The sequence below is a fragment of the Halovibrio variabilis genome, assembly GCF_007991175.1.
In the GTDB taxonomy this organism is placed as follows: domain Bacteria; phylum Pseudomonadota; class Gammaproteobacteria; order Pseudomonadales; family Halomonadaceae; genus Vreelandella; species Vreelandella variabilis.
On record NZ_BJXV01000009.1, the window covers coordinates 60,072 to 76,438 of the forward strand.

A 16,367-nucleotide genomic window follows, 5' to 3' on the forward strand; every position below is an offset into this window, starting at 1 on the left:
ATAATCGTCGCAAGCGGCGTGCTGGTGATTACTCACGTTGTTCCGTGTTGTTGTGTGATTATTATTAGCGAGTGTCGCTCGTGGGGGGACGTTAATCCGCCACCAAAAAGTTACGCGTCGAGCCTGAGGCTGAGTCGCCTTCCAGTACGTCGTCTTCACTGCGGTCTTTTAATTGAACGCCTGATAACTTGAGCTGGCGGGCCTCTTTTAAGAGCAGAAAGAAGCGCCGAGCAGCCTCCTCCACTTGCAGGCCTGCCGGGCGCACGTTGGAAATACAGTTGCGGCGGTCATCCTTAAGCCCTGGCTCTGGTGCCCAGGTCATATACAGCCCCAGGCTATCCGGCGAGCTCAGCCCCGGCCGCTCGCCGATCATCACCAGCACGGCATCGGCATTGAGCAGTGCGCCAATTTCGTCGCCAATCGCCACCCGCCCCTGCTCGACAAGTGTCAGTGGTGCTAGCGTCCAATCAGCCGCATCGCTGTTCAGCATCTGATAAAGCGCGCTAAGAAACGGCGCACTGTTCTGCTGAACGGCCAGCGCAGAAAGCCCATCGACCACGACCACCGCAAGGTCATAGCGCTGCTGAGACTCAGCGGCTTGCTGTAGGTACTCACGGGTCTCGTCGTTAAGGCGACGGCCATAGTCGGGCCGCTGCAGGTACATGGCACGGTCCTGGGCATAGCTGTGCAGGCGCAGCGGTGCTTTAGACAAATCCAGCGCTTCGGTTAACGCTTTCGCCAAAGTTTCTACCTCAAGCGGGCAATGAACCGCATCCTGGGCCTGGGCATGGGCGAGTTGAAAAGCCAGTAGCTTGTTGGTGGGCAGGCTGACCCCAGCACGCCCCAAACCAATCCGTGCATCGGTAAAGGCATTCAGCCGCTCCCAGGGGTTTTCCACCACGATGGGGGATGAAGGTTTATCCGCCATGGCTTGGCTCCTTGGGCAGGTGGCGCAGGCTGTTGGCAAACGCAGCGGGGAGCTGGTCGTTGAGCCTGTGGGTGCTGATATCCTGAAAAATCTGCATCTCTTCGAGCCAACGCTCAAATTCCGGTGCCGCTTTTAGTCCCAGCACTCGCCGGGCATAGAGCGCATCGTGAAAGGAGGTGGTCTGGTAATTGAGCATAATGTCGTCAGAGCCGGGAATGCCCATAATAAAATTGCAGCCCGCGACACCCAGCAAGGTGAGCAGGTTATCCATATCGTTCTGGTCGGCCTCGGCGTGGTTGGTATAGCAAACGTCGCAGCCCATGGGCACGCCCAACAGCTTGCCGCAGAAGTGGTCTTCCAACCCCGCCCGGGTGATCTCCTTGCCGTCGAACAGGTATTCAGGGCCGATAAACCCCACCACGGTATTGACCAGCAGCGGGTTAAATTTGCGCGCCACGGCGTAGGCACGGGCTTCGCAGGTTTGCTGGTCGAGCCCGTGATGGGCATCGGCGGAGAGCGAGCTGCCTTGGCCGGTTTCAAAATACATCACGTTGCGCCCCACCGTGCCGCGGTTGAGAGACTGCGCCGCCGCTTCGGCTTCAGCGAGGGTGCTTAAGTCAAAACCAAAGCTGCGGTTAGTGGCTTCGGTACCGCCTATTGACTGAAATACCAAATCGACCGGGGCGCCCTGCTCTATGGCTTCCAGCGTGTTCGTCACATGGGTAAGCACGCAGGATTGAGTAGGGATCTGATACTTCTGAATGACGTCATCCATCAGGCGCATCAGCTTGACGCTTTGGGCGACGTTATCGGTGGCCGGGTTAATGCCAATCACCGCGTCACCGCTGCCGTAGAGCAGGCCATCGAGAATACTGGCGGCAATGCCGGTGACATCGTCGGTGGGGTGGTTTGGCTGAAGCCTTGTCGAGAGCCGACCCGGCAGGCCGATGGTGTTGCGAAACGCTGTGGTGACCTGGCACTTTTTGGCGACCAGAATCAGATCCTGGTTGCGCATTAGCTTGCTGACGGCGGCGGCCATTTCGGGGGTAATCCCGGCTTTCACCTCCGCGAGTACCTCGCTGGTGGCGTGATCGGAGAGCAGCCAGTTCCGAAAATCGCCCACGGTCAGGTGGCTGATGGGAGCGAAGGCGGCGGCATCATGGTCATCCATAATCAGCCGGGTGATTTCGTCCTCTTCGTAGGGGATCAACGCTTCGTTCAAAAAGGTGGTAAGCGGGAGTTCCGCCAATACCATTTGGGCGACCACACGCTCTTCGGCACTCTCCGCCATTACGCCAGCCAAACGGTCGCCGGAACGAGGCGGCGTGGCCTTGGCCATCAGCTCGGCTAGGCTTGCGAAGCGGTAGCTGCGGCTCCCCACCGTGGTGTAATAGGTCTGCGCCATGAGACTTTCCCCTATGCATTGCGGATGCTTGCATTGCGACTACTTTTTAATCGCGCTAATAGCGCATTGAGGTATAAAACTTGCTTGTCTTTACCATAGCGTTATCAATAGATAGCGAGTATCGAGTTTTGGCAAACCCGTCACCCTTCTATTAATACCAATAAATACAAAGCACTAAGGCGATTGCCAAGTAAAAATTAGACTTTTTAGCGCCAGAAGGAGAGCCCCATGGCCACACTCGACAGCGCGCTTGCACCAAAAAAACGCACCCAGGAGGCGTTTGATGCCGATGAGCATGCACAAAACCTGACGCGTTGGCAGCAAGAATACGACCAGCTCAGCCCTGGTTGCTTTTACGGGCGGCTGGATGAAATCGAGCTGCCCGCCATGCAGGTGTTTAAAGAATATACCGGGCAGGCGCTGCGTCAGGACTGCCGCGTGTGGACGGACTCACTGTGGTTGGGCATTCCCACGCGGGCACTTGGGTCACGGATCAATGGGCAGGCGTTAGACGAGCATGAGGTGATGTGTCGCCCCGGCGGGCACGACTTTGAACTGGTTACTCCAGAGGCTTTCAATATTTATGGGCTGGTGATTCGCCTGCCGCTATTACAGGCCGCCGCACGGCAGCAGGGGGTTGTACTGGATGAGGATTGGCACTGTTCACCGCGCCGCCGCATCACCCCGGAGACGCTAAGTGCCGTGGCGTTTTTACTTGAACGCCTGCTCTCTCATCAACAGGACGCCATTGCCGAGAAGGTGCATCAGGATATCCTCCTGACGGGACTGCTTGAGCTACTTAAAACCAACCAAACAAGCCATGCGTTGCCACCCAGTTACACCCATCGAAAAGCAGTGGTTGACCGTGTTAAACGCTACGTTGAGGAAAACCTGGAAGGGCCTGTGACCATGGAGGAGCTTTGCCAGCTAACCCATGTTAGCCGCCGCACTCTGCAGTATAGCTTTACCACTATCTTAGGCATTAGCCCGCTGCAGTTTTTACGCTTAACGCGGCTCAATCGCGTACGTCGAGCGTTGCGGGCGGCATCATCGGAGCATTCAGTCACCGAAATAGCCACCTATTGGGGCTTCTGGCATTTGGGGCAATTTGCCCATGACTATAAGCAGCAATTTGGCGAATGCCCTTCGCAAACGCTTAATGCGCAATCCACTCTATAATTTAGCTCAGCCAGCGCTGAGCAAATCGCTCGGCGGTGAGAGGCCGGTCAAAGTAATAACCTTGACCCTGAGCGCAGCCCATCGAGACCAACGCGTCTAATTGAGCCTGACTTTCGATTCCTTCCGCTATTGTCTCTAGCCCCAGCGTATTCGCCATAGCAATAATCGTCGCCACAATCACACGGTCGTTGTCGCTGGTCAGCATATCGCGTACGAAAGAGATATCGATTTTGATTTTAGCGGCGGCAAAGCGTTTTAAATAAGCCAGCGACGAGTACCCCGTGCCGAAGTCGTCGATGGCTAGCCCAAACCCATGGTTTTTTAGCACTTCGGTCATGGCAATCGCTTTTTCGGGATTGACCATGATGCCGCTCTCGGTAATTTCCAGACTAAGTTGCCATGCTTCTAAACCGAAATGGGCACAGCTTTGAAGCAAGTTGGCAATCAAGCCTTCCGCTTCAAACTGCTGGGCGGCAATATTAATCGCCAATTGACCCGGCATCGAGTGCCCCTGTGCTCGCCACACGGCAAGCTGGCTGCACGCCTGCTCGATTACCCCGTTACCGAGGGCCACAATCATGCCGCGCTCCTCGGCGATAGGGATAAACTTGCCCGGTGGCACGTCACCAAGCTCTTCATCGTGCCACCGGCAAAGTGCCTCAGCGCCGACCAGCTGACCGCTGCTTAAATCCACCTGAGGCTGAAAGTGCAGGTTCAACTGCTTGTCAGCAATCGCTTTGCCAAGGCGTTTCGCAAAATTGAGCTGCTCAAACACAACGCGACCCATCCACGGTTCAAATAAACACATGGCGTGCTTTTGCCGCTTGGCTTGATACATCGCAACATCAGCGTATTTCAACAGCGCCTGAGGGGTCGAACCATGCTGGGGATAAAGCGAAATACCCACTCCCACCGACAGCGTGAATGACTGCTGGTTAATAACGACAGGCAGCGCGATGCTGTCGCTTAGCCGTTGCGCCAAGGCTAACGCATGGCCTGCCTCCATATCAGGACAGACCACCACAAACTCATCGCCACCTAGCCGGGCTAAATAGTGGTGACGGCTCAACGACGCCACTAACCGCTCCGCGACGGTTTTGAGCACTAAATCGCCCAGGTCATGCCCTGCGGTGTCATTAATCTCTTTGAAGTGGTTGAGGTCCAGTAGCAATAGCGCAAAGTTAGGGGACTGGGGATCGAGGACCACTTGCTCTAAGTGGTGCATAAAGGCAGTGCGGTTAGGCAACCCGGTGCCTGCGTCACAAAAAGCCAATTGGCGTATGCGCTCTTCGTCTTGCTGGCGCTCAAGCTCCCCGGCGGCTCGCGCGGCAAATAGCTGCAGCACATTACGTACGCTATCCACATCGGTCAGTGGCGCTTTAAACATCACCCCAATAAGCCCCATCGGCTGGCCGTGGCTATTGTCCAGGCGTCTCCCAACGTAGCCGTTTACCCAAGAAAGCGCTCCGTTACTTTCGGCAGGCAGCATAATGGCCGCGCCCTCTACTACGATGCACTCCTGCTCAACCATCACCTTGTGGCAAGGCACCCCCGGTAGATAGTAGGCAAAATTATCCTGAATTTGACCATTTACATACAGCGTTAAGGTATGCGCGAAATCAGCATTGTGTGTATCTAACAGGGCAATAAACCCCACCTCTGCCGATAATGCCTCAGCCATATGAGCGGTTAGTTGATGCAGAAACGCTTCACCATTTTCCGCAGCCACGGCGGTCGCGACATTGACTACGGCGTTTTGAAATCGTTGCTGTTCATTGATGGTATTCAGCAGTGCTTCATTATGTCGGCCTATCCGCTTCAGCGCCTGATTTTTATATAACAGCCGCTCGCGCGTTTTGCTTTCCGCTAACTGATGCGCTAATTCGGCGCCTGCCAGCACGGACGCTATACGTAGCACTTCCTCGGCATATAGCGGCAGTATTAAAGGGGAAGAGTGCATTAGAGAAATAACACCCAAGAGATTGCCATCAGGTGCTATCATGACGACACCCCAGTATCCCTCGACTCCCAGCGCGGCAAGCCGCTTATCGTCAGGGAATTGTTGGCTAACCTGGGAATAAACAAAATAGGTAGAGTAATTGACGACATGTTGGCATGGTGTGCCTGACAGTAAATACGGCGCCGTCTTATTGAATTTACCCTGGGACCACTCTGCCAGACTGGTGACCCTACCCTGTTGGCTGTCGACATGCTCGACGGCAACATGATCGACCTCGAGAATATCCGCTAAGGACTTCACAAGGTGTTGAAAAAAGCTCTCTTCACTGATGTTGGACAACTTGTCGGCTAGTTGTCGAAAAACATCTGGTGCAGCTGTTAGAGACATGGTATTAAAGCCTTCAGGTTTAGTCATATACGAAAAGCTGCTCTTTCGTCATTCTTTAACAACATCTCAAAACAACTTCTAAGCATTCATCACTTAACCATCATAATATCACCCACTCACTACAATCATTTTAAAAGCCACCTCAAAACCAATAATTAAAATTTAAAAGCCACACTTAAAAAAACAATAATTTCAAAAAAAGGCTTAAAAAAAATAAAAAAAAAGTCGTTTATTTTATTTAAATGAACAATAAAGAGCATTTAACCACTTCTCGAATACGTTTATAAGTAATCATAAGCAGCAAAACGTAACTGACAACACACAAACCAACCTAAGAGGGTGATATTCAACCCAAACAGTCCTTCATGTCAATAGGTTGTTACCCAACTATTTAGGTCTAATTGGAGGGCGTTGTGAATAAGACAGAACAGAAACGGCTAGCAGACAGCATTGGCGGGGCTATTGCCAAACAGCGAGTTCGTAGTCAATTGACCCAAGAAGAAGTTGCTGAGCGCTTAGGAATCGGTAATGAAGCCGTTTCACGCATTGAGCGCGGGCGTGTCATTCCCAATATTGTGCGTTTAATCGAGTTTGCGGAAATTTTCAACTGCGAAGCCGCAGAGTTGCTTGGCCAAGCCAGTTCTCATATTGACGACCAGTCAACTAGAATAAAAAATTTAATTAACCCTTTAAACCATAATGATCGCCAACTGATTATCGATATGATTGAAAGAATCGCTATACGGCTAAAAAAAGAGTAAACAAACGCAATAGCTATAGGCAAGATCACTGGCTATCTAAAACATATCACCCATAAAAAAATCAACCATACAGACAAGCTTATTTATCGTATCGCTCTCTAAAAACGCTCAAAGAAAAAGATAATGGAAGCCGCTATTGGTTGATCCTTCGCGTTCGTGCTATAGGTATTCCAATGCGTAAGGTACTCAGTGTGCCGTTCCGCGCGAAAGCAACTGCCCCACTGCAAAGAGGCGTTATGTTCAACACCACCGCTTGGAACCGCCTGCGCTATAACGCTTACGCCCCCTTCTACGATGCAGTGGCGACCCGTGTCTTTCGTAGGGCCCGGCGTGTTGCGCTGGGCCAGGTGGACTGGGAGCCAGGTATGCGTGTGCTGATGGTGGGAGCTGGAACAGGGCTAGACTTGCCTTTTCTGCCCCACGATATTGAGCTGCATGCCACCGACTTAGCGCCAGCGATGGTCAAGCGCACGGCCAAACGCGCTGAGGCCCTGCGCCGTGATGTGGAGTGCCGCGTCATGGATGCCGAGTCGCTCAACTACCCTGACGAGCACTTTGACGCCGTTATCATGCACCTTATTATTGCGGTTATGCCTGACCCACAGCGGGGGCTCACCGAAGCACACCGGGTATTAAAGCCGGGGGGCCAGCTCTGCGTCATGGATAAATTCCAGCCGGATAGTCAGCCGGCGGGGGCAGGTCGGCGGGTTTTGAATCATTTAACCACGACACTGGCAACCGACATTACCCGCCAAGCGCAACCACTGCTCACCGAGGCAGGGTTCTTTATCCGCCACGATGAACCGGTGCTCATGAACGGTCTGTTTCGGGCTCTGCTTGCTGCAAAGCCAACCACGCCTAGCCGCTGAGCGTGTGACTTTTTACCGCTGCTTTCGGGCTAGCGATTACTAAGTAAACTATCTAAGCTGTCTGGCTATTTTACCGATACGACTCGGATCCAAGCTAATGACCGCCCGCTCGCCTAATCACACCCGTCACCTGCTGTTTGTCATGCTTAGCCGCCTGCACTTATATATCGGCCTTTACATCGGCCCTTTTATTCTCATCGCGGCACTTTCCGGCATGGCTTACTTACTCAGCCCACCGCTTGAAGAGTGGCTTTACCACGACACCCTGTATGGCGTTACCCAGGGCGAGCCTCAGCCGCTTGCCGACCAGCTTGAAACGGCTCAGCGCTACCTGGGCGATTCGTCGCTCCCCAGCGCCGTGCGCCCTGCCCCAGGACTAGGCGACACCACGCGGCTCATGTATAGCGACCCAGGCTTAGGCCCGTCTGAGCACCGGGCGATATTTGTGGACCCGATCACCCTGCAAGTAACCGGCGACACAACGGTTTACGGCACTAGCGGTATTTTGCCGCTGCGCACAGCGATTGATCACTTTCACCGCCAGCTGTTGCTGGGCGATGTAGGCCGGCTTTACAGCGAACTGGCCGCCTCTTGGCTTTGGCTTGCCGCGCTGGGTGGCCTTTTACTGTGGATTTGGCGACGTCGCTCGCTGAACGCGCTTTCCGGCCCGCATGCCACTCGCCGACGCCACGCAACATTAGGCCTGATTCTATCGTTAGGGCTGGTGTTCTTTTCAGCCACGGGCCTTACCTGGTCACAGTGGGCGGGGGGCAATATCGCCGAGCTGCGGCATGCCTGGGGCTGGAGCACTCCAAGCGCCTCGACGGCGCTGATCGATACCGATACCCAACCCCACGATGAGCATGCCGAGCATCGCGGCCACACGGCCATGGTGGCCACGTCTATCGCGCCTGAAGATTTTGACCGAGCGCTGAGCGCTGCGCGTCAGGCGGGCCTCAGCGCAGCGCGCCTTCAAATAATGCCCCCAAGCAGCCCACAGCAAGCATGGCGGGTAGCTGAAATTGACCGCCAATGGCCCACTCAGGTAGATCAAGTGGCATTGCATCCGCGCTCAATGGCAGTGACTGATCAAACCGACTTTGCCACCTTTCCCTGGGCGGCCAAACTCACCCGCTGGGGGATTGACCTGCATATGGGGGTCCTGTTTGGCCTCATCAATCAAATAATGCTGGCGTTAATCGCTGCGGGGCTTGTGACATTGATCGCATGGGGCTATTTAATGGCGTGGCGGCGTTTACGCGCAGCAAGCGGTGAGCGCTTTCCTACCGTGGCTGAGCCGTTTTGGCAACTGCCTCTCTCAGCCAAATTAAGCCTGCTGGCAGGCGCTATCGCATTGGGCTTGGCGCTGCCTGTCTTGGGCGGCAGTCTAGCGATTTTCGTCGTGATTGACGCGCTGCGCTGGTATGTTAAAAGACGCGATACTGGGCGCAGCTCAAATGCCCATCACATTCGTTAATACTTTGAGGTAATCAATGCCAAAAGCTGCCGTAAAACGCTTTCGCCGCTTACCCGATGACGAGCAGTCGCGCATTATTGAGATGGCCTGGGAAGACCGCACGCCGTTTGAAGCCATCGAAACGCTGTTTGGCCTTGCCGAACCTGATGTAATTGAAGTGATGCGCCATCAGCTTAAACCTGCCTCGTTTCGCCTATGGCGCAAGCGCGTCACCGGCCGTACGACCAAACACCAAGCCCTGCGCTCACCGGATGTGCTACGTGGCTACTGCCCCACGCAATATAAGCGCTAGGTGTCTGCTCAACCGGATTTTATAGATATGAATATGCGCATTCTGTTAGTGCCACTAACCAGCAGCCTTTAATGGAATAGCGTTGAGCCGGTTGAGCGCCAATTCGACGTTGGTGCGATCAAATAACTTCAGTTTACGCTGCGCCGAGTGTTGACCTCCCGGCCAGTGACGCACACCTTCCATCAATGACGCAGGGTCTGGCGTTGCCTGTGATTGGGCCAACAACCAATCCACCGTGGCTAGTAGTTCCATTCCAAAAGGCGACTCAAAACCATCAATCAGAGCGGCCGTTTTTTCAAGCGCTGGCAAGTAAGCTTTCGCCTCAGTTTTGAGATACAGCGTCACTTTTTCCCGGTTGGCATCATTGAACCAGATAGTATCAAGCGGGCCGCAATCATTGATGCGCTTCTCGCTTTTTAGATAGCTACCATCCAGCCCATTGAGTAAATGGCGCAGCCGATCGGCATAGGGGCCATAGCTGTTAGCCTCGAAACGGAGATCCAGCGGGTTATCGACACCCTCTGCTTCAATCGCTCGTTCCAGAAACCAGGCCAGCTTTTGAATTTCCAACAAACTGCACTCCATGCCTAGCACCCAGTAACGGCGAACCAGTTCAGCAATCAAGGCACGAGCAGGCGTTAATTGTTCTACGCCCTGACGTTTTGCAACATTTTGGTATTTGGCCGTCGGCTCAAAGACGATAATCTCGACGCCCTGCAAATCCCCCAGCGCTTGGTCAATGTGGGGCTTCACCTCAGCCCAATCCAGCCCACCGTTGCCTGCGCCCAGTGGAGGGAGAGCAATTGAGCGCACTTGATTACGCTCAATAAAGCCGCGCAAATCGGCCAAGCCGTCAATAACCCACTGTAGTTGAGACTTCGCACGCCAGTGCTGCTTGGTAGGAAAATTGATGATCCAGCGGGGGCCCATCAACTCATCGGTTTCGGTTACAAACATGCGGCCAGTTTGCACTTCTCCGCTTTTGCAAGCTTGTGCATAGGCCGCCATATTGGCGGGGAAGCGTTCTTTGAACATCAGCGCAATTCCCTTGCCCATCACACCCACCGTATTAACGGTGTTGACCAGGGCCTCAACCTCAGCATCCAGCAAGTTGCCTGTTGTATAGGTGATCATGACTGACTCCTTAAAAGTACCAGCTGGGCCGACAGTGAATATCCAACGCGCCACCCAGCTCAGCGGCCTGCTGCTGTAATTCTAGCTGTACCTTCGGGGTATAACATATTGCCCCTAGCAGTGCCTGTATAGGTACATATTTGTGAATCAGCGCTTCTGCTTGATAACGTTCAATTTTCTCAGGATCATCGGGGTCACGCTGAAAGTTGCGCTGTTGTAGAAGCGGCCAGTCAATGGCGCTCAGATTGTCTAGGTCATTAAAATAATTGGCAGTGACTGGGTAAGCATGACGGTCGGTAAAGACAAAGGGCAAACCCAGCTCAGCAACTTTATGCAGGCTGGAAACCAGAATCACGATGTCTGCGTTCGCCACCGTTTTCACGCCGCCACGGCCAGTATGGATGTTGTACATCATTGGCGAAAAGGGCGTGAAGTAAAAAGGCACATAATCGTTTAGCACACCGCCGGGCGCTCGCGGTACATCACGATGCGCACGGCGGTTAATTAACTCTTCATTGCCAATCACCACCCACTCCGACGCACGCATGCCATGATGTCCGGCATGAAGCCCATTCACCAGAATCCATGGCAGGTTCTGGCGATGGGTTATTCGCCAAATCAGGGCTTTTTGGGGATTCAACTTATTGAGCGCCATCAGCAGAACATACCCCGGTTCACCGTAACTTCAATACCTAGATCCCGAGTAGCCAATTCTTCAAGCACTCTCCTCTGAACTTGCTCCGTTGGTACGAAGATTTTAAAAAAATCAGCAACCCTGACGGTCTTTGGGGACAGGCACTCCGCCATGCAAACACTTTTACAGTCAGCGTCATTATACTCCCGATTATCCATCAGTCCCCAATCAATCAAATCAAAGCCTTCTCGGTAATCGTAAAACCTGAACTCCTGCCTGGCCAAAGGGTGCTTTGGCAGAACTCTCCAGTTCCTGCCCATGGCAAGGGTTCGGTGCACCGTTAACAGTACGAAATCTTCATCAGGGCGATCTGTCTGTACACGCCCGTCAAAAGGATTCCGCGAAAACCAGTGAAAAGGAACATAATCATCTAGCCCATGTTCAGCACGCCCAGCCAAAATCTCTACATCAGCAACATCGTGGAACCCATTCAAAGCTGATCTCGGCTGTAGGCCGCTTTCCAAAATCGAGCCAACATTGTTCAGGCTTGTCAGATGGTAAAGCAGCTTCTGTTCCCTGATGGATGCCATGTGCGCTTGCCCCTAATTAATTAGACGATTTCAGCTGCTTGTTCTACTTCTGTTCCGATACACGCGGAGTGGGCACGTAATACATAATGATTATATGGGACTCTCAGTCGTACCGACGAAACTATCGAAAATCTTTTAACCAGCTGTTTTATTTGAAATAAATTGATTATAATTTTTTCTCATCAATCAAATGCATACGTTAGCCTACCTGTAACTGCTCCTCACATCGCTCAATGTTAACAGGCTTCATATAAACCCTACTCAGCCTATTCTAAAATCACCCCTTAATTGTTATATTATCACATAACATAAACCCGTTTAGAGGTGACCTAGCAATGACCGCATTTACTCCCCTGCCCGTGACGGTGCTCTCGGGTTTTCTGGGTGCCGGTAAAACCACCGTGCTCAATCATATCCTTGCCAACCGCGAAGGCCGCCGCGTCGCGGTGATCGTCAACGATATGAGCGAGGTGAATATCGACGCTGCGCTGGTGCGCGGCGGCCCTGGCGAGTCGACGTTGGATGGCGACGTGGCGCTTAACCGCAGTGAGGAACGGCTGGTCGAGATGAGCAACGGCTGCATCTGCTGCACCCTGCGCGAAGACTTGCTGGAAGAGGTCAGCCAGTTAGCCCGAGAAGGCAAGTTCGACTACTTGGTGATTGAGTCCACCGGGATTTCCGAGCCCCTACCCGTGGCGGAAACCTTTACCTTTGAAAACGAAAGTGGCGAGAGCCTTTCCCACGTTGCGCGGCTGGATACACTGGTCACCGTGGTGGACGGCGCTAACTTCCTAGAGCAGTACCGCGAAGCGCAGAGCCTTGCTGAAGCCGGTGAAAGCCTGGGTGAAGATGATGAGCGCAACGTCGCCGACCTGCTAGTCGATCAAATTGAGTTTTGCGATGTACTCCTGATCAGCAAAACCGACCTGATCAATGAGAAAGAGTTAGAGGCCTTGAAAGCCATTTTGCATTCGCTGAATCCTGACGCCGAGCTCATACCTATCACTCAAGGCGGCGTGCCGCTGGACAAGGTGCTGGATACCGGCAAGTTCAACTTTGAGCGCGCCCAGTTGGCACCGGGTTGGCTAAAAGAAATGCGCGGCGAGCATGTGCCTGAGACCGAGGAGTACGGCATCGGCAGCTTCGCCTACAATGCTCGTCGCCCCTTCCATCCACAAAAATTCCACGACTTGCTCAACCAGGAGTGGTTCGGACAAGGCCTGTTACGCTCGAAAGGCTTTTTCTGGCTCGCCACCCGCCCCCAAGCCGCAGGTCAGTGGAGCCAGGCAGGCGGCATCGCCCACCACGGCCCCGCAGGTGTGTTCTGGAAAGCCATCCCCGAAGAGCGCTGGCCAACAGACCCAGAAACGCGTCAGTTTATTATGGAGAAGTGGCAGGAGCCGTTTGGTGATATGCGCCAGGAGCTGGTCTTTATCGGCCAACACCTGGACCAAACCAAGATGCGCGAAGCGTTGGACGCCTGCTTGCTTAGCGAAGCTGAGGTACTGGCAGGCCTTGAGGCGTGGAAGCAGCTACCCGACCCCTTCCCTGCTTGGGAATAATAGTGCGCTAGATGTTCTCAACGCGACCTGCATTGCCCACATACTGCGCTGCCCACTGGCGCATTTCGGGATAGGCGCGCTGCTCAAAGACCGCGAAGCCATTCAGACTGCGGGCTTTGAGCGGGTTAAAGATCGGCATGGTTAAGCCGCACAGAAAATGCGCCAGCCGCTGCTCGTTGGGCGGCTGGCCGAACTGTTTAGTGTGGCACTCAATCAGCGGCGTAGCGTAGCGCTGAAAATCAGCAGCGGTTAACTCAGGCGAAGGCGGCGCATCCGGTAGTTTTACCGGGTTGCCGTAACACACCGAGCAGTGGCCACAGCGGCCCTGTTCGCTCTCAGGCGGTGCGTCAAACGTATTATCGCCAAAGGTACTGTCACCAAAGTGCATGGCCAATCGCCGCGTTAGGCAACTCTCCGACTCAAACAGCGCCAACATAGCCTGGAGCCGTTCAATTTCGATACGTTCGCGATTGAGGCAGTCGTCATATAGCTTCCTTGCCAGCGTCTCAATGGCAAACGCCGGCTGACACACTTCATAGACATCGGTCATCCGCTTGCCTTCCAGGGTCAGCCAGCCCTTATCCTGAAAGTACTCAAGGGCAGTAATAACGCGGGCGCGAGAGGCGTCGATTTGCTGCGCCTGCCCCGCACTGTGCAGGCGGTCAAAATCCACCGTTCCCCAAGTGCGTGCGATGGGAATATTGTCGACCAGCAAACGTACAAAGGCCGCCCGCTCGCCTTGAAAGCGGCCCACCAGGGCATCTGGTTCGATGTGATAGCGCAGCCGGTACTCGGCGAGAAACGCAAAGCGCGGGGCAATAATGCCGTGCATTTCCAGCCGCACCAGCAGGGTTTTCAACGGCAGCAGGCGAATATTGGTGTCGCGGGAGAGGGTATTGAGCAGTACTTCCCACTGGCGATCTGGCGCATTGCCAGCCGCCGCGATCTCTTCCAGCAGGCGGTAGATGCCAGCGTGCTCGGGGGTATCGCCGTAAACGAAGTTTTCCAGCACCCGCAGGCCATCCCGCCCGGCCATGGTCAGGCAGGTGGAAGGCAGGCCGTCACGCCCTGCCCGGCCAATCTCCTGGCTGTAGTTCTCGATGGATTTGGGCAGGTCAAAGTGCACCACATTGCGGATATCGCCCTTATCGATGCCCATCCCAAAGGCAATGGTAGCCACAATGCAGGGCGACTCGCCGCCCATAAATTGGCGCTGAATCTCATCGCGCCGCTGGGAATCCAACCCCGCGTGATACGCCTGGGCGGCGATACCCTGGGCCGCTAATGCTTTAGCGACTCGCTCAGCGGTTTGCTGGAGGGTAACGTAAATAATCGTCGGCGCTTCGCTGCCCAGCTGCATCTGGGGTTTCAACCAATTGGCCAACTGCTGCTGGCGATCCGCCACCGCGGGTGCCACCAGCAGCTCAAGATTAGGGCGGTAGAAGCCGGTGGTAATGATGTTATCTTCCGCGATGGCAAACTTCTCGCCCATATCGGCAATCACAGTGGGCGTCGCGGTAGCGGTCAGCAGCAGTACCTGGGGAATGGCAAAATCGCGCTGGTAGTCCGGCAGTTTCAAGTAATCGGGGCGGAAGTTATGCCCCCATTCAGAAAGGCAGTGGGCTTCGTCGACCACTAATAGCGATATCTGCACCTGACGCAGAAAGTGCCGAAAACGCTCATTCTTAAGTCGCTCCACCGAAATCATCAGGATTTTCAGCTCGCCGCTTTTGGCGCGTTCCATCACATCCCGAGTCGTGTCGCGGTCTTGGGTGGAGTCGATACTCGCCGCCGCCACACCGTGGCGGGTTAGAAACGCCAGTTGATCCTGCATCAGCGCCAGCAGCGGCGACACCACCAGCGTTAGATGCGGCAGATGCAGCGCCGGGAGCTGATAGCACAAGGATTTCCCCGCGCCGGTGGCAAAAATCGCCGCTGTAGAATGCCCCGCCAATACCCGAGACACCACCGCCTGCTGGCCGCCACGAAAGTCGTCAAAGCCGAATACGTCTTTCAGCGTTTGCTGGGGTGATGATGAGGTCATAAACACTGCCTACTAAGTAATGAATAGCTACGTAGTGAAGATCTAAAACGCCTTTTCCAGCGCAAAGCGCGGTTGGGTATGGCCCTCTTTGGTAATGGTTTCCGTAAACATCTCCAGCGGGCGAACCCATAGGCCGTAGTCTCCATAGAGAGCGCGGTAGACCACTACATGCTCTTCGCTTTCGCTGTGCTGGGCGGTGCCGAGCACTTCGTATAGGTTACCTTTGTAATGGCGGTAAATACCGGGAACGGGAGCGGTCATTCATTTTCCTTTGGAGTAGCGGCTGGCTGGTTGGCTTTTTTGGCGAGTCGTTCAAGCACTTTTGAAGCAGCAACGAAGCCAAAGGTGCCGGTCAGAAAAGTGGCGGCGCCAAAACCGGAGGCGCAGTCCAGGCGCGTGGCCTCGCCATTGCCGGGCTTTTGCAGGCATACCTCACCGTCGCTGCTGGGGTATACCAGCTGCTCGTCGGAGTAGACGCACTCCACCGAGAAACGCCGCTTGGGGTTACGGGAGAAGCCGTAATCCCGGCGCAGCCGCGAGCGCACTTTGGATAACAACGGATCATGCTCGGTGCGGGTGAGGTCCGCTACCTGAATACGCGTGGGATCAGTTTGCCCACCCGCCGCGCCGGTCACGGTAATCGGAATTTTACGCCGCTTGCACCAGGCGATTAGCGCAGCTTTGGCGATCACGCTGTCGATGGCATCCACCACGTGGTCGGCATCATCGGGGATGCGCTCGGCCAGATTGGTGGGCGTCACGAAGGCGGTGTCGGCAACGATCTCAATTTCGGGGGCAATCAAACGGCAGCGCTCAGCCAGCACGTCGACCTTGGGCTGGCCAATGGTGCCATTCAGCGCGTGCAACTGGCGGTTGACGTTGGAGACGCAGACGTCATCCAGGTCGATCAGCGTCAGCTTGCCAATGCCCGAGCGCGCCAGCGCTTCCACCGTCCAGCTCCCCACCCCACCCACACCGACCACCACCACGTGGGCGTGACGAAATGCTTCGGCAGCACGTTGGCCATAGAGGCGACGAATCCCGCCAAAGCGCAACTCATAGTCGGTAGAGGCTGGGGCGTTAGAAACTGGGACGGCAGTGGCCGGCTCCACATTAGCCGTCGGTATTGGCGAGGTTGAGGACAT

The 16,367-nt window shown here is 54.6% G+C and carries 15 protein-coding genes; 6 read left to right on the plus strand and 9 right to left on the minus strand.

The window, feature by feature from the left end; translation table 11 throughout:
• Positions 1–91: 91 nt before the first annotated feature.
• Both eutC and HVA01_RS08540 read right to left on the minus strand, forming a co-directional pair.
• Positions 92–928, minus strand: coding sequence for an ethanolamine ammonia-lyase subunit EutC (gene eutC / locus HVA01_RS08535; RefSeq protein ID WP_146874843.1), 837 nt, complete (start codon positions 926–928; stop codon positions 92–94).
• Positions 918–2,333, minus strand: coding sequence for an ethanolamine ammonia-lyase subunit EutB (locus HVA01_RS08540; RefSeq protein WP_146874845.1), 1,416 nt, complete (start codon positions 2,331–2,333; stop codon positions 918–920). Before HVA01_RS08540 ends, eutC begins: the two co-directional genes overlap by 11 nt.
• 228 nt (positions 2,334–2,561) lie before the next feature.
• Here HVA01_RS08540 and HVA01_RS08545 point away from each other — a divergent pair, with 228 nt between their 5' ends.
• Complete coding sequence (locus tag HVA01_RS08545) at positions 2,562–3,512, plus strand: helix-turn-helix domain-containing protein (RefSeq protein ID WP_146874847.1); 951 nt, start codon at positions 2,562–2,564, stop codon at positions 3,510–3,512.
• Position 3,513: 1 nt separating this feature from the next.
• Here the strand turns inward: HVA01_RS08545 and HVA01_RS08550 are convergent, their stop codons facing one another.
• The gene (locus HVA01_RS08550; protein ID WP_146874849.1) at positions 3,514–5,859 is read right to left on the minus strand and encodes a putative bifunctional diguanylate cyclase/phosphodiesterase; all 2,346 of its coding nucleotides are present in this window, start codon (positions 5,857–5,859) and stop codon (positions 3,514–3,516) included.
• 413 nt (positions 5,860–6,272) lie between these two features.
• On the opposite strand from HVA01_RS08550, the gene HVA01_RS08555 reads away from it, so the two are divergent.
• From HVA01_RS08555 to HVA01_RS08570, 4 genes are all read left to right on the plus strand, one after another.
• The gene (locus tag HVA01_RS08555) at positions 6,273–6,620 is read left to right on the plus strand and encodes a helix-turn-helix domain-containing protein (RefSeq protein ID WP_146874851.1); all 348 of its coding nucleotides are present in this window, start codon (positions 6,273–6,275) and stop codon (positions 6,618–6,620) included.
• Between the two features lie 236 nt (positions 6,621–6,856).
• A complete protein-coding gene (locus HVA01_RS08560; RefSeq protein WP_146874853.1) occupies positions 6,857–7,489 on the plus strand; it encodes a class I SAM-dependent methyltransferase in 633 nt (210 codons plus the stop codon).
• A 97-nt stretch (positions 7,490–7,586) separates the two neighbouring features.
• Positions 7,587–8,966, plus strand: a complete 1,380-nt coding sequence (locus HVA01_RS08565; protein ID WP_146874855.1) for a PepSY-associated TM helix domain-containing protein — start codon at positions 7,587–7,589, stop codon at positions 8,964–8,966.
• Between the two features lie 16 nt (positions 8,967–8,982).
• Positions 8,983–9,258, plus strand: a complete 276-nt coding sequence (locus tag HVA01_RS08570) for a TIGR03643 family protein (RefSeq protein ID WP_146874857.1) — start codon at positions 8,983–8,985, stop codon at positions 9,256–9,258.
• A gap of 54 nt (positions 9,259–9,312) precedes the next feature.
• Here the strand turns inward: HVA01_RS08570 and darG are convergent, their stop codons facing one another.
• From darG to HVA01_RS08585, 3 genes are read right to left on the minus strand one after another with little or no spacing between them, the layout of a single operon-like run.
• Positions 9,313–10,392, minus strand: coding sequence for a type II toxin-antitoxin system antitoxin DNA ADP-ribosyl glycohydrolase DarG (gene darG, locus HVA01_RS08575; protein ID WP_146874859.1), 1,080 nt, complete (start codon positions 10,390–10,392; stop codon positions 9,313–9,315).
• A 10-nt stretch (positions 10,393–10,402) separates the two neighbouring features.
• Positions 10,403–11,047 (minus strand): type II toxin-antitoxin system toxin DNA ADP-ribosyl transferase DarT, encoded by a 645-nt coding sequence (gene darT / locus HVA01_RS08580; protein ID WP_146874861.1) that lies wholly within the window; start codon positions 11,045–11,047, stop codon positions 10,403–10,405.
• Entirely contained in the window at positions 11,047–11,616 is a 570-nt protein-coding gene (locus tag HVA01_RS08585; protein WP_146874863.1) for a DarT ssDNA thymidine ADP-ribosyltransferase family protein, read from the minus strand. The genes darT and HVA01_RS08585 overlap by 1 nt, the downstream gene beginning before the upstream one ends.
• Positions 11,617–11,951: 335 nt before the next feature.
• Here HVA01_RS08585 and zigA point away from each other — a divergent pair, with 335 nt between their 5' ends.
• Positions 11,952–13,178 carry a zinc metallochaperone GTPase ZigA gene (zigA, locus tag HVA01_RS08590; RefSeq protein ID WP_146874865.1) on the plus strand — a complete coding sequence of 409 codons (1,227 nt, stop codon included), beginning with the start codon at positions 11,952–11,954 and terminating at the stop codon, positions 13,176–13,178.
• Positions 13,179–13,185: 7 nt separating this feature from the next.
• Here the strand turns inward: zigA and HVA01_RS08595 are convergent, their stop codons facing one another.
• Genes HVA01_RS08595 through tcdA form a run of 3 tightly spaced genes read right to left on the minus strand, consistent with a single transcriptional unit; the run spans position 13,186 to position 16,367 of the window.
• Positions 13,186–15,222, minus strand: a complete 2,037-nt coding sequence (locus tag HVA01_RS08595; protein WP_146874867.1) for a RecQ family ATP-dependent DNA helicase — start codon at positions 15,220–15,222, stop codon at positions 13,186–13,188.
• Positions 15,223–15,264: 42 nt separating this feature from the next.
• The gene (locus tag HVA01_RS08600) at positions 15,265–15,483 is read right to left on the minus strand and encodes a DUF1653 domain-containing protein (RefSeq protein WP_146874869.1); all 219 of its coding nucleotides are present in this window, start codon (positions 15,481–15,483) and stop codon (positions 15,265–15,267) included.
• Entirely contained in the window at positions 15,480–16,367 is an 888-nt protein-coding gene (tcdA, locus tag HVA01_RS08605; RefSeq protein WP_246129559.1) for a tRNA cyclic N6-threonylcarbamoyladenosine(37) synthase TcdA, read from the minus strand. Before tcdA ends, HVA01_RS08600 begins: the two co-directional genes overlap by 4 nt.